Consider the following 24,220-nt stretch of genomic DNA (forward strand, 5'->3'; position numbering starts at 1 on the left):
GGGCACCTATTACCAGGATCAATTCTTCAGTGAATTACTTCGAGTAAAGCTCGACGATCAGGTTCTCGTTAATATCCGAGGACAGATCCTGACGGTCAGGCAGCGACTTGAACGTGCCTTCCATCTTGTCGGAGTTTACTTCCAGCCATTCCGGCTCACCGCGCTGTGCGGCCAGCGCCAGGGCAGACTGCACACGCAGTTGCTTCTTGGCTTTTTCACGCAGGGATACGACGTCACCGGGCTTTACCTGGTAGGACGGAATGTTCACTGCGGCGCCATTCACGAGAATTGCCTTATGCGAAACCAGCTGACGTGCTTCACTGCGGGTGGCGCCGAAGCCCATCCGGTAAACCACGTTGTCGAGGCGGGACTCCAGAAGTTGCAGCAGGTTTTCACCGGTTGCACCCTTCAGGCGGGCCGCGTCCTTGTAGTAGTTGCGGAACTGCTTTTCCAGAATGCCGTAGATTCGACGGACTTTCTGCTTTTCACGCAGCTGCACACCGTAGTCGGACAGGCGACCGCGACGGGCGCCGTGCTGACCGGGAGCGTTTTCCGCTTTACACTTGCTTTCCAGCGCACGCACGCCACTCTTCAGGAACAGGTCGGTTCCCTCGCGACGGGAGAGCTTGCACTTGGGTCCAATATATCGAGCCATGTCTATACCTTCCTGTAAGCCTTACACGCGACGTTTTTTCGGCGGACGACAGCCATTGTGCGGAATCGGCGTTACGTCGGTGATATTGCTGATCTTGTAGCCACAGGCGTTGAGTGCGCGCACGGCGGACTCGCGACCCGGTCCGGGGCCTTTCACCTGGACGTCCAGGTTTTTCAGGCCGTATTCCTTGGCTGCTTCACCGGCGCGCTCGGCTGCTACCTGGGCAGCGAACGGGGTGCTCTTGCGCGAGCCGCGGAAACCGGAACCACCAGAAGTGGCCCAGCTCAGGGTGTTGCCCTGACGGTCCGTGATGGTGATGATCGTGTTGTTGAAAGACGCGTGAACGTGCGCAATGCCGTCCACGACTGTCTTGGTGATTTTCTTGCGAGTGCTTTTGGCACCTGGCTTAGCCATGTTTTACTTCCTGTTTAATATCAACACTGCACAACGGTGCAGCTACACTAAAAAGGATTCGCGAACTCGGTCGACCGGAGTCTTCCCTTACTTGCGAATCGGCTTGCGCGGACCCTTGCGGGTACGGGCATTGGTTTTGGTACGCTGACCGCGAACAGGCAGGCTGCGGCGATGGCGCAGGCCGCGGTTGCAGCCGAGGTCCATCAGGCGCTTGATGTTCATGGAGATTTCCCGGCGCAGGTCACCTTCCACGGTCATCTCGGCGACCTTGCCGCGCAGCGCATCCATCTGCTCTTCGTTCAGTTCACCGATCTTGGTAGTCTCGGCGATCCCGGTAGCGGCGCACAGGCCACGCGCCTGGGTGCGGCCAATGCCATAGATATAGGTCAATGAGATAACAGCATGCTTGTTATCGGGTATGTTGACGCCGGCAATACGAGCCATTCAACTCTCTCCAATTAATCACATCGTGTGAATGCTACCCGCCTCGCAAGCGCCTGATTTTGCTCAACTTTGTGCAAATAACAGGCAGCTCGGCGCAAAGGGCGCAGCATTCTAGCGATATCGTTACAAAAAATCAACTGTACAGCGGCCCGGGCTCAGCCCTGGCGCTGCTTGTGGCGGGGGTCTGTGTTGCAGATTACCCGGACCACACCATTACGGCGCACAACTTTACAGTTGCGACACATCTTCTTGACTGATGCACGTACTTTCATCGTTCTATCTCCGTTACAACCGCTGGCGCTCAGCGCAGCCGGCCGGCACTACCATAGTTTTTCAGGTTGGCCTTTTTCATCACAGATTCGTACTGCTGTGACATCAAGTGGCTTTGCACCTGCGCCATAAAATCCATTACCACGACAACCACGATCAGCAGCGAGGTGCCACCCAGGTAGAAAGGCACGTTGGCCGTGACTACCAGGAACTGCGGAATCAGGCAGACAATCGCGATATAGGCGGCGCCGAATACTGTCAGGCGGGTCAAAACGCCGTCGATGTAGTTGGCTGTCTGCTGTCCCGGGCGGATACCCGGTACAAAAGCACCGGAACGCTTCAGGTTGTCAGCAACTTCTACCGGGTTGAACATCAGCGCCGTGTAGAAGAAGCAGAAGAACACAATAAATACGGTGAACAACAAAATGTTCAACGGCTGGCCGGGGCCAATCATTACCGCCAGATCCTGCAGCCAGTCCGCCGAATCGGAGGTGCCGAACCACTGCGCGATAGACGCAGGGAACAGCAGGATGCTGCTGGCAAAAATCGCCGGAATCACGCCTGCCATGTTGACCTTGAGCGGCAGGTGCGAGCTCTGGGCCTGGTACATCCGGCGACCCTGCTGGCGCTTGGCGTAGTTCACCGTGATCCGGCGCTGGCCGCGCTCGATGAACACGATGGCGAAGATCATGAACACCGCCAGCGCGAGAATCGCCAGCAGGAACAGGATATTCAGTTCGCCCTGGCGCGCCTGCTCCAGCGACTGGCCGATCGCCGACGGCAGTCCAGCGACGATACCGGCGAAAATCAGCAGTGAAATACCGTTGCCAACGCCGCGCTCGGTGATCTGCTCGCCGAGCCACATCATGAATACCGCACCGGTTACCAGCGAAGTGACCGCGATCAGGTAGAACAGCGGGCTTACGCTGTAAGCCATACCCTGGTTCGCCATGCCCACGGTCATACCGGTCGCCTGGATGATCGCGAGCACTACGGTGAGGTAGCGGGTGTACTGGCTGATTTTGCGACGCCCGGACTCACCTTCTTTCTTTAACGCTTCCAGCTGCGGCGTTACCGCCGACATCAGCTGGATAATAATCGACGCAGAAATATAGGGCATGATACCCAGCGCCAGGATACTCATCCGCTCGAGCGCGCCACCGGAAAACATGTTGGCGAGACCGAGGATGGTGCCCTGGTTCTGGTTGAACAGCGCCGCCAACTGGGCGGGATCGATCCCCGGCACCGGGATATGGGTCCCGATCCGGTAGACGATGATCGCCATCAACAAGAAACGAAGGCGAGCAAATAGCTCGCCCATACCGGCCTTGCTGACCTGTGGCATTTGCGCCTGCGCCATTAGTCTTCGACCTTTCCGCCGGCTTTCTCGATGGCTTCGCGGGCACCCTTGGTTACCGCCAGGCCTTTCACGGTCAGTGCCTTGCCCAGCTCTCCGGACATGAAGACACGCGCGCGAGTTACGTTCTGTTTGACCAGGTCAGCGGCTTTCAGCGCTTCCAGGTCGACGATATCTCCGGCAATCGCGTTCAGCTCGGACAGGCGAACCTGGGCCGTGGTACGGGAGATACGCGAGGTAAAACCGTACTTCGGCAGCCGCTTCTGCAGCGGCATCTGGCCGCCTTCGAAGCCCGGGCGAACGGAACCGCCGGAGCGGGACTTCTGACCCTTGTGACCGCGACCAGCGGTCTTGCCGAGACCGGAGCCGATACCGCGACCGACACGCTTGCTGCTTTTCCTGGAACCCGGTGCAGGGCTCAGGGAGTTCAGACGCATTACTTCAGACATGTTCAGTCCTCAACCCTTACCAGGTAGTTAACCTTGTTTATCATGCCGCGAACCGAGGGAGTGTCCTCGACTTCGACGGTATGGCCGATCCGGCGCAGACCGAGGCCAGCGACGCAGGCCTGGTGCTTTTTCAGGCGCCCGTGAATGCTCTTCACCTGGGTAACCTTGATGGTTGCTTTAGCCATGACGATTCAACCCAAAATTCAGTTAGTAATTTCTTCCACGGTCTTGCCACGCTTGGCAGCCACATCTTCCGGGGAAGTCATGTCGCGCAGACCGTTGTAGGTCGCGCGGACAACGTTTACCGGATTGGTGGAGCCGTAGCACTTGGCCAGAACGTTGTGGACACCAGCGATTTCCAGTACCGCACGCATCGCGCCACCGGCGATGACTCCAGTACCTTCGGAAGCCGGTTGCATGTATACCTTGGAGGCGCCGTGAGCAGCTTTAACCGGGTACTGCAGCGTGCCATCCTTCAGGTCTACGGTGATCATGTTGCGACGCGCCGCTTCCATGGCTTTCTGGATAGCCACAGGTACTTCGCGTGCCTTACCGCGGCCGAAGCCGACACGACCATTGCCATCGCCTACGACGGTAAGCGCGGTGAAGCTGAAGATCCGGCCACCCTTGACCACCTTGGCCACACGGTTAACCTGGACCAGCTTTTCCTGCAGGTCGCCTTCGATCTGCTGCTTCTTCTGCTCATTGAACGCCATAACGATACCCTAGAATTCCAGTCCACTTTCACGGGCTGCGTCGGCCAGGGCCTTCACACGTCCGTGGTACTTGTAGCCCGCGCGATCGAACGCGACACGCTCTACGCCGGCAGCCTTGGCGCGCTCTGCGACCAGTTTGCCGACCGCGGCAGCGGCGTCGATGTTGCCGGTTGCGCCCTTGCGCAGATCCGCATCCAGGGTTGAGGCGCTGGCCAGTACAACATCACCTTGCGGTGAAAACACCTGGGCATAGATATGCCGGGGAGTACGGTGCACACTCAGGCGGTTTACGCCGAGGCCGCGCATGTGGGCGCGTGAGCGACGGGCCCGACGCAGCCGTGAATCATTCTTTGCACTCATCTCAACTTACCTGCTTACTTTTTCTTGGCTTCTTTACGGCGAACGTGCTCGTCCGCGTAACGAATACCTTTACCCTTGTAAGGCTCCGGCGGACGGTAGCTGCGAATCTCAGCCGCCACCTGGCCTACCACTTGTTTATCCACGCCCTTGACCACGATTTCAGTCTGGGTGGGGGTTTCGGCGCTGACACCTTCGGGAAGTTCGTACTCAACCGGGTGCGACAGACCAACGGTCAGGTTGACCTTGTTGCCGGCGGTGCTGGCACGATAACCAACACCGTTCAGTAACAGTTTCTTTTCCCAGCCTTCGCTGACGCCCTTGACCATGTTTGCCAGCAGTGCGCGAGTGGTACCCGCCATTGCCTTGGACTTGTCACTGTCGAAAGCGACCTGCAGTACATTCTCTTCCTGGCTAACGCTGATGCCGTCGAGCAGTGAGAGCGCCATCGTGCCCTTGCTGCCCTTAACGGTGAGATCGGAACCTTCCAGTTTGATCTCAACGCCGGCCGGCAGTGTTACCGGATTGTTTGCGACTCTAGACATTTTGGTTGCTCTTCAATTCAATCAGATTAGAAAACGGTGCAGAGCACTTCACCGCCAACACCGGCGGCGCGCGCAGCGCGATCAGTCATCACACCCTTGGAGGTGGATACGATTGCGACACCCAGACCACCGCGAACTGAAGGCAGTTCGTCCTTGCTCGAATAGGAGCGCAGACCGGGACGGCTCACGCGGTCGATTTCAGCAATAACCGGCTTGCCCTGGAAGTATTTCAGGTCAATAGCCAGGCGCGGTTTGCCGGAATCGTTATTCGCCTTGAAGCCGGCGATATAGCCTTCGTCTTCCAGCACTTTTGCAACAGCAGATTTCAGCTTGGAACCGGGCATCTCCACGGATTTCTTGCCTGCCATCTGGGCGTTGCGAATACGGGTCAGCATATCTGACAGCGGATCTTGCATACTCATTTCAAATACTCTCCGTTACCAGCTGGCTTTAACCAGGCCGGGTACATCACCGCGCATTGCAGCTTCGCGCAGTTTGTTACGGCACAGACCGAATTTACGATACACCGCGTGCGGACGACCGGTGACCTGGCAGCGGCGCTGCTGGCGGATCGGGCTCGCATCGCGGGGCAGTTTCTGCAGCGCGATCTGGGCATCCCACTTGTCGTCGTCGGAAGCGTTGACGTCGGCGAGAACTGCCTTGAGCGCTGCGCGTTTTTCCGCGAATTTAGCGACCAGGCGTGCGCGTTTCTTTTCACGCGCGATCATAGATTTCTTAGCCATGTAAAGCCTCTTAACCTTTCAGTGGGAAGTTGAAAGCGCGCAGCAGTGCGCGGCCTTCATCGTCCGTACGAGCAGTTGTGGTGATGGTGATGTCCATGCCACGCAGGGAATCGACCTTGTCGTAATCGATTTCCGGGAAGATGATCTGCTCGGTGACACCCATCGCGAAGTTGCCGCGGCCGTCGAATGACTTGGGGCTGATGCCACGGAAGTCACGGATACGCGGGATAGCGATGCTGATCAAACGCTCCAGGAATTCGTACATGCGATCGGAGCGCAGGGTTACCTTGCAGCCAATCGGCCAGCCTTCACGCACTTTGAAGCCCGCAATGGATTTACGCGCCTTGGTTACTACCACCTTCTGGCCGGCAATAGCTTCCATGTCCGCAATAGCGGCTTCGAGCACTTTCTTGTCGCCAATCGCTTCGCCGACACCCATGTTCAGGGTGATCTTGGTGATGCGAGGCACTTCCATTACGTTGCTCAGGCCCAGCTCTTCTTTCAGCCGGGGAGCAATCTCGCTCTTGTACTTGTCTTTCAACGTTGCCATGTCTTTTACCTGTTAGCCCTTTGACCAGCTCGCGACTCAGCTGATTGCTTCGCCACTGGACTTGTAAATACGGATCTTGGCGTCGCCTTCAACTTTGAAGCCCACGCGATCAGCCTTGCCTGTACCAGGGTTGAAAATCGCGACGTTGGAAACCTGGATCGGTGCTTCCTTCTCTACGATGCCGCCTGCTACACCAGCCTGTGGGTTGGGCTTGGTGTGCTTCTTTACCATGTTAATACCGGCAACAATCACGCGATTGTCATCCAGCACCTTGCGAACCTTGCCGCGCTTGCCCTTGTCCTTACCGGCAAGAACAATCACTTCGTCATCGCGCTTGATCTTCAACATTTCCTTTCCTCTCCTGCTGGCCGGCCTAAATGACTTCCGGGGCCAGAGAAATGATCTTCATGAACTTTTCACCACGCAGCTCGCGCGTCACCGGCCCGAAGATACGGGTGCCGATCGGCGCCTGCTGGTTGTTCAGCAGTACTGCGGCATTGTCGTCAAACTTGATCAGCGAACCATCAGCGCGACGAACACCTTTACGGGTGCGCACTACAACCGCAGTCATTACCTGGCCTTTCTTGACCTTGCCGCGGGGAATCGCTTCCTTCACAGTTACCTTGATCAGGTCACCAACACGTGCATAGCGACGCTTGGAGCCACCCAACACCTTGATGCACATCACACGGCGAGCGCCACTGTTGTCTGCGACTTCCAAATACGACTGTGTCTGAATCATCTTCTACTCCAAACTGCGGCGCGAGCCGCACTATCCTGCGCTTAACCGACCTGAGCGGCGCTCTCGACGACTTCCTGGAGCTTCCAGGTTTTCGTCTTGGAAAGCGGACGGGACTCAATCACTTTTACGGTGTCGCCAATTCCGCACTCATTGTTTTCGTCGTGAGCGTGGATCTTGGAAGAACGGGTAATGTACTTGCCGTACACGGGGTGCTTGACCCGGCGCTCGATCAGTACAGTGATCGTTTTGTCCATCTTGTTGCTGACAACCCGGCCGGTTGCCGTGCGGATACGCTTCTCTGCACCTGACATGCTATTCACCTGCCTTCTGAGTGAGTACAGTCTTGACGCGTGCGATGTCGCGCTGGTTTTCCTGGAGCAGGTGAGTCTGCCCAAGCTGACCAGTGGACTTCTGCATGCGCAGCTTGAACTGCTCCTCACGCAGGGTGAGCAGCTGCTTGTTCAGGTCCTCTACGGACTTTTCACGCAATTCGCTAGCTTTCATCACATCACCGACCGTTTAACAAAAGTTGTAGCCACCGGGATCTTTGCCGCTGCCAGGGTGAATGCTTCCCGTGCCAGCTCCTCAGATACGCCCTGTACTTCGTAAAGCACCTTGCCGGGCTGAATCTGGGCTACCCAGTACTCAACGTTACCTTTACCTTTACCCTGACGAACTTCCAGCGGCTTGCCGGTAATCGGCTTGTCCGGGAAGACTCGAATCCAGATCTTGCCGCCACGCTTGATGTGACGGGTCATCGCACGACGCGCTGCCTCGATCTGGCGAGCGGTAATACGGCCGCGGCCAGTGGCCTTCAGACCGAATTCACCGAAGCTCACCTTGCTGCCGCGATGGGCCAGACCGCGGTTGCGGCCCTTCATCGTCTTGCGGAATTTTGTACGCTTTGGTTGAAGCATCTGCGTAACCCTTAATTAGTAGCTGATTTCCGGGTGTTTTCGGAAGCGTTCTCGCCGCCAATCACCTCACCCTTGAAGATCCAAACCTTCACACCGATGATGCCGTAGGTGGTGGTCGCTTCGTATGTCGCGTAATCGATGTCCGCGCGCAGGGTGTGCAGGGGCACACGACCTTCGCGGTACCACTCGGTACGTGCAATCTCGGCACCGCCCAGACGACCGCTGACCTGGATCTTGATACCTTCGGCGCCCTGGCGCATGGCGTTCTGTACCACGCGCTTCATGGCGCGACGGAACATCACACGGCGCTCGAGCTGCTGGGCAACGTTCTGCGCTACCAGCTTCGCGTCCAGGTCCGGCTTGCGAATCTCTTCAATGTTGATGTGCACGGGCACACCCATTTTCTCGGTCAGCACCTTGCGCAGTGAATCGACGTCTTCACCTTTCTTGCCGATCACGATACCGGGACGGGCAGTGTGAATGGTGATGCGCGCGGTTTGCGCCGGGCGCTCGATCACTACACGGCTGACTGAAGCGTTTTCCAGTGCCTTCTCAATGTACTTGCGAACTTCCAGGTCAGTAATCAACTGCTTGGAGTAGTTCTTGCTGTCGGCATACCAGATCGAGTTGTGATCCTTGACGATACCCAGACGGATTCCGACGGGATGTACTTTCTGACCCATGGTCGTCTCCTTTCCTTAGCCTTCGCCGTCTGCAACTTTCACAGTAATGTGACAGCTACGCTTGAAAATACGGTCTGCGCGACCCTTGGCACGGGGGCGCAGGCGCTTCATAGTCATGCCTTCGTCGACGAAGATGGTGGACACTTTCAGTTCGTCCACATCGGCGCCTTCGTTGTTCTCGGCATTGGCGATTGCAGAGTCGAGAACCTTCTTGACGATCTGCGCCGCTTTCTTGTTGCTGAACTCCAGCAGGTTCAGCGCTTCTTCCACAGGCTTGCCGCGGACCTGGTCAGCGACCAGGCGGGCTTTCTGCGCTGAGATGCGCGCGCCTTTCAGTCTTGCTGCTACTTCCATTTCCTCAACCTCTCAACGCGGCGCTTAGCGCTTCGCCTTCTTGTCTACAATGTGGCCCTTGAAGGTGCGCGTCACTGCAAACTCACCCAACTTGTGACCAACCATGTCCTCATTGATCAGGACAGGTACATGCTGACGGCCGTTGTGCACGGCGATGGTCAGGCCGACCATGTCCGGAGAGACCATCGAACGACGTGACCAGGTCTTGATCGGACGGCGATCGTTGGCTTCGACAGCGGCTTCTACCTTCTTCATCAGGTGCAGGTCGATAAAAGGACCTTTCTTCAGTGAACGCGGCACAATCTGTTTCCTCTACTCTCGATTCTTACGATCGCAATTACTTTTTCCCGCGACGGCGCACAATCAGCTTGTCAGTGCGCTTGTTCTTGCGGGTCTTGTAGCCTTTGGTCGGGGTACCCCAGGGGCTGACCGGGTGACGGCCACCGGAAGTACGACCCTCACCACCACCATGCGGGTGATCGACCGGGTTCATCGCCACACCACGAACCGTGGGGCGAACACCGCGCCAGCGTGCAGCACCGGCCTTGCCGAGCTTGCGCAGGCTGTGCTCACTGTTGGACACCTCACCCATGGTCGCGCGGCAGTCCACCAGCACCTTGCGCATCTCACCGGAGCGCAGGCGGAGGGTGGCGTACTGGCCTTCACGCGCTACCAGCTGTACAGAGGCACCGGCGGAACGCGCGATCTGGGCGCCTTTGCCGGGCTTCAGTTCCACACCGTGCACAACACTACCCACGGGGATGTTGCGCAGCGGCAGGCAGTTGCCGACCTTGATCGGGGCTGCGGCGCCGGACTGGACCACGTCACCTGCCTGCACGCCCTTGGGAGCGATGATGTAGCGACGCTCGCCATCCTTGTACAACAGCAGCGCAATGTGCGCGGAGCGGTTCGGATCGTATTCCAGGCGCTCTACGCGCGCAGGAATGCTGTCCTTGTTGCGCTTGAAATCGATAATCCGGTAATGCTGCTTGTGACCACCACCCACGTGACGGGTAGTGATACGGCCCTTGTTGTTACGACCACCGTTGCGGCTCTGCTTTTCCAGCAGGGGCGCGTGCGGTGCACCTTTGTGCAGGCTCGTCTCAACAACACGGACAACGTGGCGACGACCGGGCGAAGTTGGTTTGCTCTTCAGAACTGCCATTTTGATCCGACTCCTTACTCTACTGCCGCAAAGTCGATATCCTGACCTTGCTCCAGTCGTACATATGCCTTTTTCCAGGTCGGCTTGCTGGCGTAGCCGTAACGGTTACGCTTGACCTTGCCCTTGACCTTCAGGGTCTGCACGCTGTCCACTTTTACCTTGAACAGCTGCTCAACCGACTTCTTGATCTCCAGCTTGGTCGCGTCTGGCGCAACCTTGAAGACGAACTGGTTGTTGGCATCGGCAGTGATCGCCGCCTTTTCAGATACGTGCGGACCTACCAGCACCTGGAATACGCGCTCGGGGTTCATGCCAGCATCTCCTCAATCTTCTTCACAGCGTCAACCGTGACTACCACTTTCTCGTGGGAGATCAGGCTGACCGGATCCACGCCGTTCACGTCACGCACGTCAACCTTGTGCAGGTTGCGCGCCGCGAGGTACAGGTTTTCACCGACTTCAGCGGACACGATCAGTGCGTTGTCCAGTCCGTACTCGCCGAGCTGCTTGACCAGCAGTTTGGTCTTGGGCTGCTCGAGGTCGAGGTTCTCCACGACGACCAGGCGATCCTGACGGGCCAGTTCCGACATGATGGTGCGCAGTGCCGCGCGGTACATCTTGCGGTTAACTTTTTGCGAGTGATCCTGGGGCTTGGCCGCGAAGGTCACGCCACCGGTACGCCAGATCGGCGAACGGATGGTACCTGCGCGAGCACGACCGGTGCCCTTCTGACGCCAGGGCTTCTTGCCACCACCGGAGACCTCGGAACGGGTCTTCTGGGCACGGGTACCCTGACGGGCGCCGGCCAGATAGGCGGTCACAACCTGGTGAACCAGATCCTCGTTGTACTCTTTAGCGAAAGCGACATCGGACACGGAGACTTTACCCGCATCGACATTGCCCGGCTTCACAACATTCAATTCCACGTTAGAAACCCCCTAACCTTATGCCTTGACGCTCGGGCGCACGATAACCTGACCACCGGGAGCACCGGGAACAGCACCCTTGATGAGCAGCAGATTGCGCTCTGCATCGACACGCACGACTTCCAGGCCCTGGGTAGTAACCTGTTCGGCACCCATGTGACCGGCCATTTTCTTGCCCTTGAACACCCGACCGGGCGTCTGGCACTGACCAATGGAACCCGGCGCACGGTGCGACAGGGAGTTACCGTGGGTAGCGTCCTGGGTGCGGAAGTTCCAGCGCTTGACCGCGCCCTGGAAGCCCTTACCTTTGGATTTACCCGCCACATCAACGATCTGGCCGGCTTCGAAACGCGCAACAGTCAGCTCAGCACCAACCTCGAACGCCTCATCGGCGTCTTCCAGGCGGAACTCCCACAGACCGCTTCCTGCCTCAACACCCGCCTTGGCGAAGTGTCCGGCTTCGGATTTACTCACTTTTGAGGCCTTGCGGTTGCCCGCAGTGACCTGAATCGCCCGATAACCATCGGTTTCGAGCTCTTTGATTTGAGTAACGCGGTTTGGAGAAACCTCCACTACGGTTACTGGAATGGATGCGCCGTCTTCGGTAAACACGCGGGTCATACCGGACTTACGGCCGACTAAGCCAATAGCCATTTTGCTAACCTCTCAGTGTACGGGGCTGGTAACCCTCTATGGCCTTCCCCACCCGGCACCTGCCGCTGTGGGTCTGTTACACACCCGGCAGCTGGCTAGCGACCGGGCAGGTCTTGTTACGAAATTTCGTTAACCAAGACTAATCTGTACTTCTACACCTGCTGCCAGGTCGAGTTTCATCAGGGCATCTACCGTCTTTTCAGTCGGTTCAACGATGTCCAACAGACGCTTGTGGGTACGAATTTCGTACTGGTCACGTGCATCTTTGTTAACGTGCGGTGAAATCAGCACGGTGTATTTCTCCTTCCGGGTAGGAAGGGGGATCGGACCCCGGACCTGGGCGCCTGTACGACGCGCAGTTTCGACGATTTCCTGAGTCGATGAATCGATCAGCTTATGGTCGAAAGCCTTGAGGCGGATACGAATACGCTGGTTCTGCACCTGACCTAACTCCAATGAATAAAAAACCAGAGGCCCGCAAAGGAACCCCCCGAAAAAAGAGACGCGAATTCTAATTACCGCCCCAAGTTGTGTCAAGGCGGTTTGCGGACAATTTTTCGGAATTCTGCCAGCCCGGGAAGCGCTGGCGTTACAGGGCGCGAACTATACCTGAAATCCGGGCCTGTGCCAGCCCGCGCAGTGGTAAAAATTGCGCATTTGGCAACTGCAGTTCGTGTCAGCGCCTCCCGGCGGGATCGGATTGCCGGGAAAGGCCGCTAATCAGCGCAATTGACGCAACGGGTTGCCTCGGGGAGCGCACGCAGGCGCGGCAGGCCAATATCCTCGCCACAGACCTCGCACTCGCCATAGGTGCCCTCGGCGATTTTATCCAGCGCTACCTGGATGGAATGCAGCGACAGCCGGGTTTCATTGCCGATGGCGTCAACCACCTCGTCATTTTCACGTTCCTGGGCCTGCTCGGCGGAATCGCCCGAGTGCTCGCGGGTGACATCGCGCTTGATACTGTGCAGCCGTGACTGCATCTGCGCCAGGCGGGCTTCCAGCTCCGCCCTGAGTTCCTCGTATGCCATAGCATCTCCCAACCCGGGTAATTGGCCTCAAATTCCTCGCAGTCCGCCGCAGAACCGCCCCTCACCGGGAACCATTCTGGCAAACTGGTAACTACTACTATTATATCGCTGGTCGGCAGACCGGAGACTGCCCACAGCCAGACTATACCTGCCACCCGGAACAGAGGACAACCGATGAGCAACTCCCGCGACAGCCACTCCGTACTGATGGGTTACCTGCTATGGATATTCGGCTTTATGGGCGCACACCGCTTCTTCTACGGCCGCCAGATCACCGGCGCCATCTGGTTTTTCACCCTCGGCCTGTTTTTTATCGGCTGGATCATCGACCTGCTGCTGATTCCGGGCATGGCGCGCGATGCCGACGACCGCTATATCCCGGGTCCGGTGGACTACAACCTGAGCTGGATACTGCTGGTGTTTCTCGGGCTGTTCGGCGTACACCGGATGTACATGGGCAAGTGGATCACCGGCATCATCTACCTGTTTACCGCCGGCCTGTTCGGTATCGGCTGGCTGTGGGACCTGGTCACCCTCAACGAGCAGCTCTCCGAGGTCAACCGCGGTTACCGCTGAGCGGCTCAGTGCTCCCGGGTGGCGCGGAACTGGATATCCGGCCAGCGCTCTTCCATCAGTGAGAGGTTGACCCGGGTCGGCGCCAGGTAGGTGAGGCAGCCGCCGCCGTCGATGGAAAGCTGGTCCGCGGCCTTCTTGCGGAACTCCTCCAGCTTGCGCGCGTCATCGCAGTAGACCCAGCGCGCGGTATAGACGCTGACCGGCTCGTAGATCGCCTCGACCTTGTACTCGTCCTTCAGGCGGTAGGACACCACCTCGAACTGCAGCTGGCCCACCGCGCCAACAATCAGGTCGGTGGAGCTGATCGGCGCGAAGACCTGGGTCGAACCCTCTTCCGACAGCTGCTGCAGGCCTTTCTGCAGCTGCTTGGACTTCATCGGGTCCTTCAGGCGGATGCGCCGGAACAGCTCGGGCGCGAAGTGCGGAATCCCGGTGAATTGCAGTTCCTCGCCCTCGGTAAAGGTGTCGCCGATCTGGATGGTGCCGTGGTTGTGCAGGCCGATGATGTCGCCGGAGACCGCGGTCTCCACCATCACCCGCTCGCCGGCCTTGAAAGTCACCGCGTCGGCGATCTTCACGTCCTTGGCGATGCGGGTATGGCGCATTTTCATGCCCTTCTCGTAGCGCCCGGAGCAGACCCGCAGGAAGGCGATGCGGTCGCGGTGGCGCGGGTCCATATTGGCCTGGATCTTGAAGACGAAGCCGCTGAAACCCTGTTCCGTGGCGCCGACGACGCGGCTGGTGGTTTCCCGGTCCTGGGGCGGCGGCGCCCACTCGACAAAATCATCGAGCATCTCGCGCACCCCGAAGTTGGCCAGTGCAGTGCCAAAGAACACCGGACTGAGCTTGCCCGCCAGGAACTGCTCGAGGTCGAAGGCGTGGCTGGCGCCCCGCACCAGCTCGATCTCCTCGACGAAATCCTCGTAGTCGGCCCCCAGCAACTCGCGGGCCTCGGCGGAATCGATCCCGTCGATGCGTTTGTCGTCGGGCAGCACACTGCCCTGTCCGGGGGTATAGACATGAATGGTGTCGGTATAGAGGTTGTAGACCCCCTTGAACAGGCTGCCCATGCCGATCGGCCAGTTGATCGGCGCACCCTGGATGGCGAGGACCTCCTCGATCTCGTCCAGCAGCTCGATCGGGTCGCGGATGTCCCGGTCCATCTTGTTGACGAAGCTGAAGATCGGGGTGTCGCGCAGGCGGCAGACGTTCATCAGCTTGATGGTGCGGTCTTCCACGCCCTTGGCGCCGTCGATCACCATCAGCGCGGAGTCCACCGCGGTGAGGGTGCGGTAGGTATCCTCGGAGAAATCCTCGTGCCCCGGGGTATCCAGCAGGTTGACCGTGCGGTCGTGGTAGGGGAACTGCATCACCGAGGAAGTCACGGAAATACCCCGCTCCTGCTCCATGCTCATCCAGTCCGAGGTCGCGTGTGGACCGCGCTTGCCCTTGACACTGCCCGCCACCTGGATCGCCTGGCCGAGCAGCAGCAGCTTCTCGGTAATCGTGGTCTTACCGGCATCCGGGTGCGAGATGATCGCGAAGGTGCGCCGCGAAGCAATGGCTTTGTCGAGATCGGACATCGTGGGGTTCCGCCAAAAAGCGCGGATTATACGCGCTCGCCAGCCGCTCCGGAATGCCGCCTGCCGCGACAATCTGCCACTGCCACCGGGCCGCCTGTCGCCGCTATAATCGCCGGGTGACCATGCCATTCGCCCAGACCAGCTACTCCCCCAGCCTCGACAACCTGCGCAGCCTGCTGCTCATGCGCTGCGTGGCCCTGCTCGGCCAGACCGGGGTACTCGCCTGGGTACTCGGCGTCAGCCGCACTTCTGACAACCTCGTGGGACTGGGCGCGAGCCTGGCCGGCTTTGCGCTGCTGACCCTGCTCAGCTTCTGGCGGCTGGGCCGGCGCTGGCCGGTATCGGATATGGAATTCCTGGTCCAGTTTCTCCTCGATATCGCCGGCTGGAGTGCGCTCATGTACTTCACCGGCGGCGCCGGCAACCCGTTTATCTCCTACTATATCGTGCCGCTGGTGGCCTCCGCTGCGCTGCTGCCCTGGCGCTATACCTGGCTGGTCGCCGGGGCCGCGCTGGGCGCCTACAGCCTGCTGCTGTACCACTACCGCCCCTTTCCCCTGTTCTCGCCCTACGCCGGCCACGGCCACGAGATGGGGGGCCGGGCCCATGTGCTCGGCATGTGGTTCAACTTCCTGTTCAGCGCCGCCCTGATCACTTTTTTCGTGGTGCGCATGGCTGCCCAGCTGCGCCTGCAGGACGCCCGCGCCAATGCCCAGCGCGAACAGCGCCTGCGCCACGACCAGATCCTCGCCGTTGCCAGCCTGGCCGCCGGCACCGCCCACGAACTCGGCACCCCCCTGACCACCATGACCGTACTGCTGGATGAAATGCTGGCGGACCCAGCTCTCACCCCCACCCAGCGCGGCGACTGCGAGACCCTGCGCTTCCAGCTCGACCAGTGCCGCCACACGCTGGCCAGCCTCACCCGGACCGCCCAAGCGGCGGACAGCGACCAGCGGCAAAACACCGCCGCGGACCAGTTTGTCGAACAGTGCGTGCGCCGCTGGTCGGTGCGCAGGCCCGGGGTCAGCTACGGGATTGAATACGACAGCGAAGGCAGGCCGCCGGCAATTTCCGTGGACTCGACCCTGGGCCAGGCGCTGGAAAACCTGCTCAATAACGCCGCGGACGCCGGTTCGCCGCGGGTACAGGTGACGCTCGGCTGGAATGCCCGCGAATGCCATATTGCCGTGCGCGACTGGGGCCGCGGCGTCGCCGCGGAGATCCTGGAGACCCTCGGCAAGCCGGTCATCCATGCCAGCCGCAGCGGGCTGGGCATCGGCCTGCTACTCAGCCACGCTACCGTCGAGCGCTTCGGCGGCCGGCTGGAACTGCGCAACGCGGCGGATGGCGGGGCCATCGCCACCCTGACCCTGCCACTGGCGGGTGAGGTGTAACATGGCGGAGCAAGCGCACATCCTGCTGATCGACGACGATGAGGTATTCACGGAGGTGATGGCGCGGGGTTTCTCCCGCCGGGGCTTTGCGGTCCGGCGCTGCCACGTGCCCGGCGAAGCAGTCGCGGCCTGCGCCGACTTCCAGCCCAGCCACATCCTCCTCGACCTGAACATGCCGGGCACCTCGGGCCTGTTGATCCTGCCCGCCCTGCTCGACGCAGCCCCGGATGCGCGACTGGTAATCCTGACCGGCTATTCGAGCATCGCCACCGCCGTGGAGGCGACCAAGGCCGGGGCCCTCAACTACCTGTGCAAACCGGTGGGTATCGACGAGATTCTCGCCGCTTTCGATGGCAGTGCCGCCGCGGCGCCGGCGGAGGTTCCCGCGGACCCGATTTCCGTTGACCGCCTGGAATGGGAGCACATCCAGCGGGTGCTCACGGATAACGGGGGCAATATCTCGGCCACGGCTCGGGCGCTGGGGATGCACCGGCGGACCTTGCAGCGCAAGTTGCAGAAACGGCCAGTCCGGCGTTAGGGGTTCGGGGTTGATTCCCGGGCTGACGGGCAGCTTGTCCCTCCCTACCCAGGGCACCCTGGTTCTTCGCCTGGCCTAGCCCAGCTTCTCCGCGAGAATGCCCAGCAGGCGCCGCCCGATCGCGTCCATATCCAGCTCCGCATCCGGCAGCAGGCGCGCCATCGAGGTCACCTGCAGGCCCTCGTAGCCGCAGGGGTTGATACGCTGGAAGGGCTCCAGGTCCATATCGACGTTGAGCGACAGCCCGTGATAGGTGCAGCCGCGACGTACCCGCAGGCCGAGGGAGGCGATCTTGTCGCCATTCACGTAGACGCCCGGCGCGTCGGGTTTCGCCGCTGCCTGAATGCCGTATTCGGCGAGCAGTGCGACGATACTGTCCTCGATCAGGGTGACCAGCGCGCGCACGCCCATACCCCGGCGCTTGACGTCGATCATCAGGTAGATCACCCACTGGCCGGGGCCGTGATAGGTGACCTGGCCGCCGCGATCGACCTGGATCACCGGGATATCGCCGGGCGCCAGCACGTGCTCCGCCTTGCCGGCCTGCCCCTGGGTAAACACCCGCGGATGCTGCAGCAGCCAGAGTTCGTCGGGAGAATTTTCGTCGCGCGTCTCGGTCAGTTCGCGCATGGCCTCGAGCACCGGAACGTACTCCGCCAGGCCCAGTTCGCGGGTTTCCACGGCCATCAGATCACCATCTGCACGTGGCCGGTGGCCAGCAGGTCCTCGTGCAGCGCTTCCAGCTGCGGTTTGCCGGTAGCGATGATCACCACCGTAATCGCGGTGAAGGTCCCCTTGCCGCTATCCCGCTGGGTCACCCGCTCGCGGTCAAAGCCGGGAGCATGGCGCTCGAAGACCTCGAAGATGACTGCCTCGAAACTGGCGCTGGCCCGCCCGAGCACCTTGATCGGGTACTCGCAGGGAAATTCAATCTTCGGCGGTTCCTGCTCTGCCACGTCCAGCGCTCCACTCAAACCCGGAACAGGCGGTTGATCCACATCAGGACCATATCCCAGAGGCGGGAGAAAAACCCGCCGGGCTCGACCGCCTGCAGGGCGACCACGTCGCCCTGGTAAATCTGCTTGCCGTCCAGCGTCATGGCAATGCTGCCCACCACATCGCCCTCGGCGAGGGGGGCCTCGATTTCCTGGCGCAGGGTGACTTCAGTCTGGATTTCGTCCTTGCGGCCCCGGGGCACGGTGAGGAGTACGCCCTCTTTCACCCCCACGGGCACGCTGTCCACCACGCCTTTCCAGATACGCGGCGATTCCAGCACGCTACCCGCGTCGAGGATCGAATCGGTTTCGAAGAAGCGGAAACCGTAGTTCAGCAGGCTGCGCGACTCGGCCGCACGGGCCTTGGTGGAGCGGGTGCCGAGCACCACCGAGACCAGCCGCATCTGTTCGCGCTTTGCCGAGGCCACCAGGCAATAGCCGGCCTCCTTGGTGTGGCCGGTCTTGAGGCCGTCGACACTGGGGTCCTGGCCGAGCAGGGTATTGCGGTTGTACTGCCTGATGCCGTTGTAGGTGAATTCGCGCTCCTTGTAGATCGGGTACTGGCTGGGGTGATCCCTGACCGTCGCCCGGGCCAGCAGGGCCAGGTCGCGCGCGGTGGTGTACAGCTCAGGATCCGGCAGGCCGTGGGAATTCACGTAGTGGGTATCGTGCATGCCGAGCCGCTGGGCCTCGCTGTTCATCATCTCCGCGAACACCTGCTCACTGCCGGCGACATGCTCGGCTACGGCGACACAGGCGTCATTGCCGGAGGATATGATGATGCCCCGCTCGAGGTTGGCAATGGACACATCCTTGCCGGGCTCGATCCACATCAGCGAGGAGCCCTCGAAGATCGGGTTCTGGGACCAGGAGTTTTCGCTGACCGTAACCATGTCGTCCCGGCTGATCCTGCCGGCACTGATCTCGTTGGCGAGCACGTAGCTGGTCATCATCTTGGTCAGGCTCGCCGGCGGCAGGCGCTCATCGGCGTTGTGCTCGGCCAGCACCGCGCCGCTGTCGGCGTCCATGAGGATGTAGGCACTGGCTTCGAGCTGGGGCGGATCGGGTATCGGCGAAGCGCTGGCTTCGGCGGTAAAAACAAACAGGAAAAGAAGAGAGACAAGGCGGATCATAGAGAACAGGCACACTCGGATGGGTGGGGTTCAGTAGCTGCGCATGGTAACGCATGCGCCCCTGCAGCGAAAGGAAGGGGCCGCCCCTCAGGGCAGGGGCTGGCCCTCGGGATAGCCGCCATCGCGCAACTGCTGCTGCACCAGCGCCAGTTCATCGCCGTTGGCCACCGGGCCGATGCGCACCCGGTACATGACGCTCCCGGAGACATCGACCTCGCTGACAAACACTGGCACCTGGACGAACGCGGCGAGCTGGGTCTGCAGCCTGCGGGCCGATTCCGGGGAGCCGAAGGCACCCAGCTGCAGGAAGCGGTAGTGGCTGCCGGGTACGTTGCGCAGGTCGTCGACGCCGGTGACATCGATGACTTCAACTTCCACCCGCGCCGTTCCCTGGTTGGCGTAACCCAGTTTGACCGCCGCGCCGTAGGAGAGGTCGATCAGGCGCTCGCTGTGGAAGGGGCCGCGGTCGTTGACCCGCACAATCACCTTGCGGCCATTTTCCAGGTTGGTCACCCGGGCATACACGGGGATAGGCAGGGTGCGGTGGGCCGCGGATGCGGCGTACACGTCAAAGATCTCGCCGTTGGAGGTCTCGTGGCCGTCGAACTTGGCCCCGTACCAGGAGGCGATGCCCTGTTCCCGGTATTCGCGGTAGTCATCGAGGATGGCGTATTCGACACCGGAAACAGCATAGGGGCTGCGGTTGCCCACCGCCAGAATCGGGTCGGCGCGGGGCACCGCATCCGCGACCTGGTCGGGGCTGATTGCCCGCAGCGGCGCTCCGTCGCGATCCCGGCTGTAGCGGGTGGCCTGGTATTCGTCGCCCGCGGCCCCGGGGGCGGGAGCGGCGGCCGTCTCCACCGGCCGGGAGGCACAGGCCTGCAACAGGGATGTGGTCAGGAGAAGCAGAGCGCACAGGCGCAGGGGCTTCATTCCGCGACCCCCTCGGCAATCGCCTCGCTCAGCTGGTAGACGCTCATGGCGTACTTGGCGCTGTGGTTGTAGCGGGTGATGACGTAGAAATTGTGCAGCCCCAGCCAGTATTCGTGGCCGTCGTCAGCCAGTTCAAAATCCAGTGCGATGGCCTTTTCCTGCGGGTCCACCGGCGCGCCCGGTACCAGGCCGGCGGCGCTCAATTCGGCAACGCTGTAACGGGGTTCAAGGGCCCTGCCCTCGCTGAACATCTCCGCGGGCAGCGCGCGTTCCTCCCGCGCCGGCACCACCACCGTGGCGCCGGGAGTCCAGCCGTGGGCCTTGAAGTAATTGGCCACGCTGCCGATGGCGTCAACCGGGTTTTCCCAGATATCCGCGGTGCCGTCAGCGTCGAAGTCGATCGCGTAGGAGCGGTAGCTGCTGGGCATGAACTGGCCGTAGCCCATGGCCCCCGCGTAGGAGCCTTTCAGGGTGCGCGGGTCCTTGCCCTGTTCCCGGGTGAGAATCAGGTAGTTGCGCAATTCGCCGGTGAAGAAGTCGGCGCGGCGCGGGTAATCAAAGGCCAGGGTGGTGAGCGCGTCGAGCACCCGGTAACTGCCCATGATCCTGCCGTAGAGGGTTTCCACACCGATGATGGAGACGATGATGCTGGCGGGAACGCCGGTTTCCGCCTCCGCCCGCAACAGGGTTTCACGGTGTTCGCGATAGAAAGCGATGCCGTCGTTGATGCGCTTGGGGGTCAGGAATATCTGCCGGTATTCGTACCAGGGCTTGGCCTTCTCCGCGGGCCGGGAAATCGCCTCGAGGATCGATTCCTGGCGCCTGGCGTCGCCCAGCAGGAGCAGCAATTCCTCGCGCTGGAAGCCGTCTTCCGCCACCATCTGGTCCACCAGCTCGAGCGCCGCCGGATTGCCGGCGTAATTCTCGTCGCCGGCACAGGAAACGGCGGGACACAAACCCAGCGCCAGGGGAATCCAGCTCCAGCGCCGCACCACTCTATCGAGACTGCCTTTCATTGATTTCCTCTTGAACATCAGCGAACCACCATCCGCTTTTCAGTACTGACGGCCATCAATATGCCGAAGCCCGCCATCAGGGTTACCAGCGCTGTACCGCCCGCGCTGACCAGGGGCAGTGGAACACCCACGACGGGAAGCAGGCCCGCCACCATGCCCATATTAACAAACACGTAGACAAAGAAGGTCAGTGTCAGGCTGCCCGCCATCATGCGCCCGAAACTGGTCTGGGCGTGGTAGCCAATCCAGAATCCACGGGCGAGGATCAGCAGGTAGAGGCCCACCAGGGCCAGCACACCGCGCAGGCCGAACTCCTCCGCCAGTACCGCGATGATGAAATCGGTATGGCTCTCGGGCAGGAAATCGAGCTGTGACTGGGTTCCCGTCATCCAGCCCTTGCCCATCCAGCCGCCGGAGCCGATGGCGGTCTTGGACTGGATGATATTCCAGCCTGCACCCAGCTTGTCGCTCTCGGGATTGAGCAGGGTGAGAATGCGCTGCTTCTGGTAGTCCTTGAGCATGAACAGCCAGGCCGGCCAGGCGGAGGCCACCGCCACTACCACCGCACCGAAAATATAGCGCCAGCTGATGCCCGCCATGAACAGCACGAACAGGCCGCTGGCGGCAATCAGCAGGGCGGTGCCGAGGTCGGGTTGCTGCAGGATCAGGGCCGCCGGCACACCGACGATGACCAGGCCGACCAGAAGCGTGGCGAAGCGCGGCGGCAGCGAGCGCTCGGCGAGATAGCAGGCCACCGCCATGGGCACCATCAGCTTCATCACCTCGGAGGGCTGGAAGCGGAAGCCACCCAGGTCCAGCCAGCGCTGCGCACCCTTGGCGCCGACACCGAAAAACATTACCGCCACCAGCAGTCCGATACCCGCCAGGTAGAGCCAGGGCGCCCAGCGGGTATAGCGCGGCAGGCTGATCTGCGCGGCGACGAACATCACCGTGTAGGCCACCAGGTAGAAGCGTCCCTGGCGGATGACCGCACCCATGTCCTGGCCGGATGCACTGTAGAGCACCACCAGCCCGTAGCCGGTCAGCGCCAGCAACAGCAGCAGCAGGGGCATATCGAGATGCAGCCGCGAGGCCGTGCTGGGGCGCCGGGCCAGGTCGGCGCTGCCCTGGTGGGGCATCTGGCGAACATAATCACCCATCGGCGGGAATCTCGAAGTCGGAGCTGCCGAGCAGCCAGGTATCGATAACACGGCGCGCCACCGGCGAGGCGGCACTGCTGCCGCCGCCGTTCTCGACAATGATCGCGACCGCGATGGTGGGCGCCTCTACCGGCGCAAAGGCGACAAACAGGCCGTGGTGACGGTGGCGCTCCATGACTTCGTCCTCATCGTACACCTCGCCCTGGGCAATGCCGATCACCTGGGCGGTGCCGGTCTTTCCGGCCATCTGGTAGCGGATGCCCTTGGCCAGGTTCTTGGCGGTCCCGCGCTTGCCATAGACCACCTCCAGCATGCCATCGATTACCGCGTCCCAGTATTCGGGATTGGTCTGGATCGGCGGCAGTGCCGGCACTTCCAGCTCCTGTCCGTTGATCGCCTTGACCAGTCGCGGTACGTGGCGTTCGCCCCGGCTGGCGATCACCGCCACCGCCTCTGCCAGTTGCAGTGGCGTCGCCAGCATGTATCCCTGCCCGATGCTGGCACTGATGGTCTCGCCGGGATACCAAGGCTGGTTCATGGTCTCGCGCTTCCAGCGCACCGAGGGCAGGACTCCCGGACGTTCGTGGGTGGTGTCGATGCCGGTCCGCTCGCCAAAGCCGAAGGGCAGAAGGTACTCGTGTATCCGGTCGATGGTAAGGCGCCGGCCCAGGTCGTAGAAATAGGTGTCGCAGGACTCGGCAATCGCCATGTTCAGGTCGACCCGCGGCGCGTGCCCGGTGCCGCGGATGCGCAGGATCCAGTCGCGGTAGCGGTGGGAATCCCCGGGCAGGCTGTACCAGCCCGGGTCCGGCACCGTGTACTCGGGCGTCACCAACCCTGAAATCAGCCCCGCCATGCCCATCATCGGCTTGATTGTCGAGCCCGGCGGGTATTGCCCCTGAACTGTGCGGTTGAACAGCGGCACATCCGGGGAATCACGCAGCTCGGCGTAGTCCTTCGAGCTGATCCCGTTGACGAACAGGTTGCTGTTGTAGGCGGGCGTCGACACCAGCGCCAGCACACCGCCGGTGCGCGGGTCGATGGCCACCACGGCCCCGCGGCGATTACCCAGCGCTTCGGTTGCCGCGCGCTGTACGTGGATGTCGAGGTTCAGGGTCAGGTTGGCGCCCGGCGTGGGATCAAAGCGTTCCAGTACCCGCAGGATCCTGCCGTGGGCATTGGTTTCCACGTTCTGGTAACCCACCTTGCCATGGAGGATATCCTCGTAGTAGCGCTCCACCCCCACCTTGCCGATGTGGAAGGTTCCGCGGTAGGCGTTCTCATCGATCTGCTCCACCTCCCGCTCATTAATCCGCCCGACATAGCCCAGGGCGTGGGAGAACAGGTCGCCGTAGGGGTAGTAGCGCAGCAGCTGCGCCTCCACCACCACCCCCGGCATGCGAAAGCGGTCCACCGCGAGGCGCGCCCGCTCGGATTCGGTGAGGCGAAAGTGCAGCGGCACCGCCTCGTAGGGACGCCGCCGGCGCAGGCGCTCGTGGAACTTTTCCAGCTCACTCTCGGTGATCGGCAGGATACCCTGCAGCTCACCGAGGGTCGCCTCCAGGTCCTTCACCCGCTCCTTGATTATCGACAGGGTATAGCTGGGGCGGTTGTCCGCCAGCAGGACACCGTTGCGGTCGTAAATAAGGCCGCGCTTGGGCGGCAGGGGCTCCAGCCGGACCCGGTTGCTCTCCGACTGGGTCCGGTAGGTCTCGTATTCGGTGATCTGCAGGTTGTAGTAGCGGGCGACTATAACGCCCAGCAGGACCAGGACGATGGCGATGGCGGTTAAGGTTCTGGCCTGGTAGATCCGGATCTCCCGCTGCGGATCTTTCAAAGCAATGGGTTGGGGCATGTAACCGCGGGCCTGGGTTCTTATCGTGGGAGATTACGGTATCGAAAGCCGGAAAAAATTCCG

38 protein-coding genes are annotated in these 24,220 nt (G+C 61.1%); 3 read left to right on the plus strand and 35 right to left on the minus strand.

Annotated features, from left to right (window positions below):
- Window positions 1–34: 34 nt before the first annotated feature.
- The 27 genes from rpsD to ACNKU3_RS12300 all read right to left on the minus strand — a co-directional run bounded on the left by rpsD (window position 35) and on the right by ACNKU3_RS12300 (window position 12,971).
- Window positions 35–655, minus strand: a complete 621-nt coding sequence (rpsD, locus tag ACNKU3_RS12170; protein ID WP_418259739.1) for a 30S ribosomal protein S4 — start codon at window positions 653–655, stop codon at window positions 35–37.
- Between the two features lie 21 nt (window positions 656–676).
- A complete protein-coding gene (gene rpsK, locus ACNKU3_RS12175; protein ID WP_418259740.1) occupies window positions 677–1,069 on the minus strand; it encodes a 30S ribosomal protein S11 in 393 nt (130 codons plus the stop codon).
- Between the two features lie 87 nt (window positions 1,070–1,156).
- Window positions 1,157–1,513, minus strand: coding sequence for a 30S ribosomal protein S13 (gene rpsM, locus ACNKU3_RS12180; RefSeq protein ID WP_418259741.1), 357 nt, complete (start codon window positions 1,511–1,513; stop codon window positions 1,157–1,159).
- A gap of 155 nt (window positions 1,514–1,668) precedes the next feature.
- Entirely contained in the window at window positions 1,669–1,785 is a 117-nt protein-coding gene (gene rpmJ, locus ACNKU3_RS12185) for a 50S ribosomal protein L36 (protein WP_418259742.1), read from the minus strand.
- A 29-nt stretch (window positions 1,786–1,814) separates the two neighbouring features.
- Window positions 1,815–3,143 (minus strand): preprotein translocase subunit SecY, encoded by a 1,329-nt coding sequence (secY, locus tag ACNKU3_RS12190; RefSeq protein ID WP_418259743.1) that lies wholly within the window; start codon window positions 3,141–3,143, stop codon window positions 1,815–1,817.
- Window positions 3,143–3,577 (minus strand): 50S ribosomal protein L15, encoded by a 435-nt coding sequence (rplO, locus tag ACNKU3_RS12195; protein WP_418260000.1) that lies wholly within the window; start codon window positions 3,575–3,577, stop codon window positions 3,143–3,145. Before rplO ends, secY begins: the two co-directional genes overlap by 1 nt.
- Window positions 3,578–3,591: 14 nt before the next feature.
- Complete coding sequence (gene rpmD / locus ACNKU3_RS12200; RefSeq protein WP_418259744.1) at window positions 3,592–3,774, minus strand: 50S ribosomal protein L30; 183 nt, start codon at window positions 3,772–3,774, stop codon at window positions 3,592–3,594.
- An 18-nt stretch (window positions 3,775–3,792) separates the two neighbouring features.
- Window positions 3,793–4,305, minus strand: coding sequence for a 30S ribosomal protein S5 (rpsE, locus tag ACNKU3_RS12205; protein ID WP_418259745.1), 513 nt, complete (start codon window positions 4,303–4,305; stop codon window positions 3,793–3,795).
- 9 nt (window positions 4,306–4,314) lie between these two features.
- Window positions 4,315–4,665, minus strand: a complete 351-nt coding sequence (gene rplR / locus ACNKU3_RS12210) for a 50S ribosomal protein L18 (protein WP_418259746.1) — start codon at window positions 4,663–4,665, stop codon at window positions 4,315–4,317.
- A gap of 14 nt (window positions 4,666–4,679) precedes the next feature.
- The gene (rplF, locus tag ACNKU3_RS12215; protein ID WP_418259747.1) at window positions 4,680–5,207 is read right to left on the minus strand and encodes a 50S ribosomal protein L6; all 528 of its coding nucleotides are present in this window, start codon (window positions 5,205–5,207) and stop codon (window positions 4,680–4,682) included.
- A 26-nt stretch (window positions 5,208–5,233) separates the two neighbouring features.
- Entirely contained in the window at window positions 5,234–5,629 is a 396-nt protein-coding gene (gene rpsH / locus ACNKU3_RS12220; RefSeq protein WP_418259748.1) for a 30S ribosomal protein S8, read from the minus strand.
- A 15-nt stretch (window positions 5,630–5,644) separates the two neighbouring features.
- The gene (gene rpsN, locus ACNKU3_RS12225; protein ID WP_418259749.1) at window positions 5,645–5,950 is read right to left on the minus strand and encodes a 30S ribosomal protein S14; all 306 of its coding nucleotides are present in this window, start codon (window positions 5,948–5,950) and stop codon (window positions 5,645–5,647) included.
- Between the two features lie 10 nt (window positions 5,951–5,960).
- On the minus strand, window positions 5,961–6,500 hold the full coding sequence (gene rplE, locus ACNKU3_RS12230) for a 50S ribosomal protein L5 (protein ID WP_418259750.1): 540 nt from the start codon (window positions 6,498–6,500) through the stop codon (window positions 5,961–5,963).
- Between the two features lie 36 nt (window positions 6,501–6,536).
- A complete protein-coding gene (gene rplX / locus ACNKU3_RS12235) occupies window positions 6,537–6,848 on the minus strand; it encodes a 50S ribosomal protein L24 (protein ID WP_418259751.1) in 312 nt (103 codons plus the stop codon).
- Between the two features lie 25 nt (window positions 6,849–6,873).
- A complete protein-coding gene (gene rplN / locus ACNKU3_RS12240; protein ID WP_418259752.1) occupies window positions 6,874–7,242 on the minus strand; it encodes a 50S ribosomal protein L14 in 369 nt (122 codons plus the stop codon).
- A 41-nt stretch (window positions 7,243–7,283) separates the two neighbouring features.
- Window positions 7,284–7,553: a 30S ribosomal protein S17 gene (gene rpsQ, locus ACNKU3_RS12245; RefSeq protein WP_418259753.1), complete on the minus strand. Its 270-nt coding sequence runs from the start codon at window positions 7,551–7,553 to the stop codon at window positions 7,284–7,286.
- A 1-nt stretch (window position 7,554) separates the two neighbouring features.
- On the minus strand, window positions 7,555–7,746 hold the full coding sequence (rpmC, locus tag ACNKU3_RS12250) for a 50S ribosomal protein L29 (protein WP_418259754.1): 192 nt from the start codon (window positions 7,744–7,746) through the stop codon (window positions 7,555–7,557).
- Complete coding sequence (rplP, locus tag ACNKU3_RS12255) at window positions 7,746–8,159, minus strand: 50S ribosomal protein L16 (RefSeq protein ID WP_418259755.1); 414 nt, start codon at window positions 8,157–8,159, stop codon at window positions 7,746–7,748. The genes rpmC and rplP overlap by 1 nt, the downstream gene beginning before the upstream one ends.
- 11 nt (window positions 8,160–8,170) lie before the next feature.
- Window positions 8,171–8,842: a 30S ribosomal protein S3 gene (gene rpsC, locus ACNKU3_RS12260; RefSeq protein WP_418259756.1), complete on the minus strand. Its 672-nt coding sequence runs from the start codon at window positions 8,840–8,842 to the stop codon at window positions 8,171–8,173.
- Between the two features lie 15 nt (window positions 8,843–8,857).
- On the minus strand, window positions 8,858–9,196 hold the full coding sequence (gene rplV / locus ACNKU3_RS12265) for a 50S ribosomal protein L22 (RefSeq protein WP_418259757.1): 339 nt from the start codon (window positions 9,194–9,196) through the stop codon (window positions 8,858–8,860).
- A gap of 24 nt (window positions 9,197–9,220) precedes the next feature.
- The gene (gene rpsS, locus ACNKU3_RS12270; RefSeq protein WP_135442959.1) at window positions 9,221–9,496 is read right to left on the minus strand and encodes a 30S ribosomal protein S19; all 276 of its coding nucleotides are present in this window, start codon (window positions 9,494–9,496) and stop codon (window positions 9,221–9,223) included.
- A gap of 37 nt (window positions 9,497–9,533) precedes the next feature.
- Window positions 9,534–10,361 carry a 50S ribosomal protein L2 gene (gene rplB / locus ACNKU3_RS12275; protein ID WP_418259758.1) on the minus strand — a complete coding sequence of 276 codons (828 nt, stop codon included), beginning with the start codon at window positions 10,359–10,361 and terminating at the stop codon, window positions 9,534–9,536.
- Window positions 10,362–10,375: 14 nt separating this feature from the next.
- Window positions 10,376–10,672: a 50S ribosomal protein L23 gene (rplW, locus tag ACNKU3_RS12280; protein WP_418259759.1), complete on the minus strand. Its 297-nt coding sequence runs from the start codon at window positions 10,670–10,672 to the stop codon at window positions 10,376–10,378.
- Window positions 10,669–11,286, minus strand: a complete 618-nt coding sequence (rplD, locus tag ACNKU3_RS12285) for a 50S ribosomal protein L4 (protein ID WP_418259761.1) — start codon at window positions 11,284–11,286, stop codon at window positions 10,669–10,671. The genes rplW and rplD overlap by 4 nt, the downstream gene beginning before the upstream one ends.
- Before the next feature lie 18 nt (window positions 11,287–11,304).
- Complete coding sequence (gene rplC / locus ACNKU3_RS12290; protein WP_418259762.1) at window positions 11,305–11,940, minus strand: 50S ribosomal protein L3; 636 nt, start codon at window positions 11,938–11,940, stop codon at window positions 11,305–11,307.
- A gap of 129 nt (window positions 11,941–12,069) precedes the next feature.
- The gene (rpsJ, locus tag ACNKU3_RS12295) at window positions 12,070–12,381 is read right to left on the minus strand and encodes a 30S ribosomal protein S10 (RefSeq protein ID WP_418259763.1); all 312 of its coding nucleotides are present in this window, start codon (window positions 12,379–12,381) and stop codon (window positions 12,070–12,072) included.
- 275 nt (window positions 12,382–12,656) lie between these two features.
- Entirely contained in the window at window positions 12,657–12,971 is a 315-nt protein-coding gene (locus ACNKU3_RS12300; RefSeq protein WP_418259764.1) for a TraR/DksA family transcriptional regulator, read from the minus strand.
- Between the two features lie 174 nt (window positions 12,972–13,145).
- On the opposite strand from ACNKU3_RS12300, the gene ACNKU3_RS12305 reads away from it, so the two are divergent.
- Window positions 13,146–13,547: an NINE protein gene (locus ACNKU3_RS12305; RefSeq protein ID WP_418259765.1), complete on the plus strand. Its 402-nt coding sequence runs from the start codon at window positions 13,146–13,148 to the stop codon at window positions 13,545–13,547.
- Window positions 13,548–13,552: 5 nt separating this feature from the next.
- Here the strand turns inward: ACNKU3_RS12305 and ACNKU3_RS12310 are convergent, their stop codons facing one another.
- Window positions 13,553–15,130, minus strand: a complete 1,578-nt coding sequence (locus tag ACNKU3_RS12310) for a peptide chain release factor 3 (RefSeq protein ID WP_418259766.1) — start codon at window positions 15,128–15,130, stop codon at window positions 13,553–13,555.
- 122 nt (window positions 15,131–15,252) lie between these two features.
- Here ACNKU3_RS12310 and ACNKU3_RS12315 point away from each other — a divergent pair, with 122 nt between their 5' ends.
- Together ACNKU3_RS12315 and ACNKU3_RS12320 are read left to right on the plus strand one after the other, a co-directional pair.
- Window positions 15,253–16,527, plus strand: coding sequence for an ATP-binding protein (locus tag ACNKU3_RS12315; protein WP_418259767.1), 1,275 nt, complete (start codon window positions 15,253–15,255; stop codon window positions 16,525–16,527).
- Between the two features lies 1 nt (window position 16,528).
- Window positions 16,529–17,065 (plus strand): response regulator transcription factor, encoded by a 537-nt coding sequence (locus tag ACNKU3_RS12320; protein WP_418259768.1) that lies wholly within the window; start codon window positions 16,529–16,531, stop codon window positions 17,063–17,065.
- 75 nt (window positions 17,066–17,140) lie between these two features.
- Here ACNKU3_RS12320 and lipB read toward each other — a convergent pair whose 3' ends face one another.
- The 7 genes from lipB to mrdA form a co-directional block, all read right to left on the minus strand.
- Window positions 17,141–17,752 (minus strand): lipoyl(octanoyl) transferase LipB, encoded by a 612-nt coding sequence (gene lipB, locus ACNKU3_RS12325; RefSeq protein ID WP_418259769.1) that lies wholly within the window; start codon window positions 17,750–17,752, stop codon window positions 17,141–17,143.
- Complete coding sequence (locus tag ACNKU3_RS12330) at window positions 17,752–18,021, minus strand: YbeD family protein (RefSeq protein WP_418259770.1); 270 nt, start codon at window positions 18,019–18,021, stop codon at window positions 17,752–17,754. Before ACNKU3_RS12330 ends, lipB begins: the two co-directional genes overlap by 1 nt.
- Before the next feature lie 14 nt (window positions 18,022–18,035).
- The gene (locus ACNKU3_RS12335) at window positions 18,036–19,193 is read right to left on the minus strand and encodes a D-alanyl-D-alanine carboxypeptidase family protein (RefSeq protein ID WP_418259771.1); all 1,158 of its coding nucleotides are present in this window, start codon (window positions 19,191–19,193) and stop codon (window positions 18,036–18,038) included.
- Between the two features lie 87 nt (window positions 19,194–19,280).
- The gene (locus tag ACNKU3_RS12340) at window positions 19,281–20,126 is read right to left on the minus strand and encodes a septal ring lytic transglycosylase RlpA family protein (protein ID WP_418259772.1); all 846 of its coding nucleotides are present in this window, start codon (window positions 20,124–20,126) and stop codon (window positions 19,281–19,283) included.
- Complete coding sequence (gene mltB / locus ACNKU3_RS12345; RefSeq protein WP_418259773.1) at window positions 20,123–21,142, minus strand: lytic murein transglycosylase B; 1,020 nt, start codon at window positions 21,140–21,142, stop codon at window positions 20,123–20,125. Before mltB ends, ACNKU3_RS12340 begins: the two co-directional genes overlap by 4 nt.
- Window positions 21,143–21,159: 17 nt before the next feature.
- Window positions 21,160–22,302, minus strand: a complete 1,143-nt coding sequence (gene rodA / locus ACNKU3_RS12350) for a rod shape-determining protein RodA (protein ID WP_418259774.1) — start codon at window positions 22,300–22,302, stop codon at window positions 21,160–21,162.
- The gene (gene mrdA, locus ACNKU3_RS12355) at window positions 22,295–24,157 is read right to left on the minus strand and encodes a penicillin-binding protein 2 (protein ID WP_418259775.1); all 1,863 of its coding nucleotides are present in this window, start codon (window positions 24,155–24,157) and stop codon (window positions 22,295–22,297) included. Before mrdA ends, rodA begins: the two co-directional genes overlap by 8 nt.
- Between the last annotated feature and the right edge of the window lie 63 nt (window positions 24,158–24,220).

The sequence above is a fragment of the Haliea sp. E17 genome (genome assembly GCF_048323675.1).
GTDB lineage: Bacteria > Pseudomonadota > Gammaproteobacteria > Pseudomonadales > Halieaceae > Mangrovimicrobium.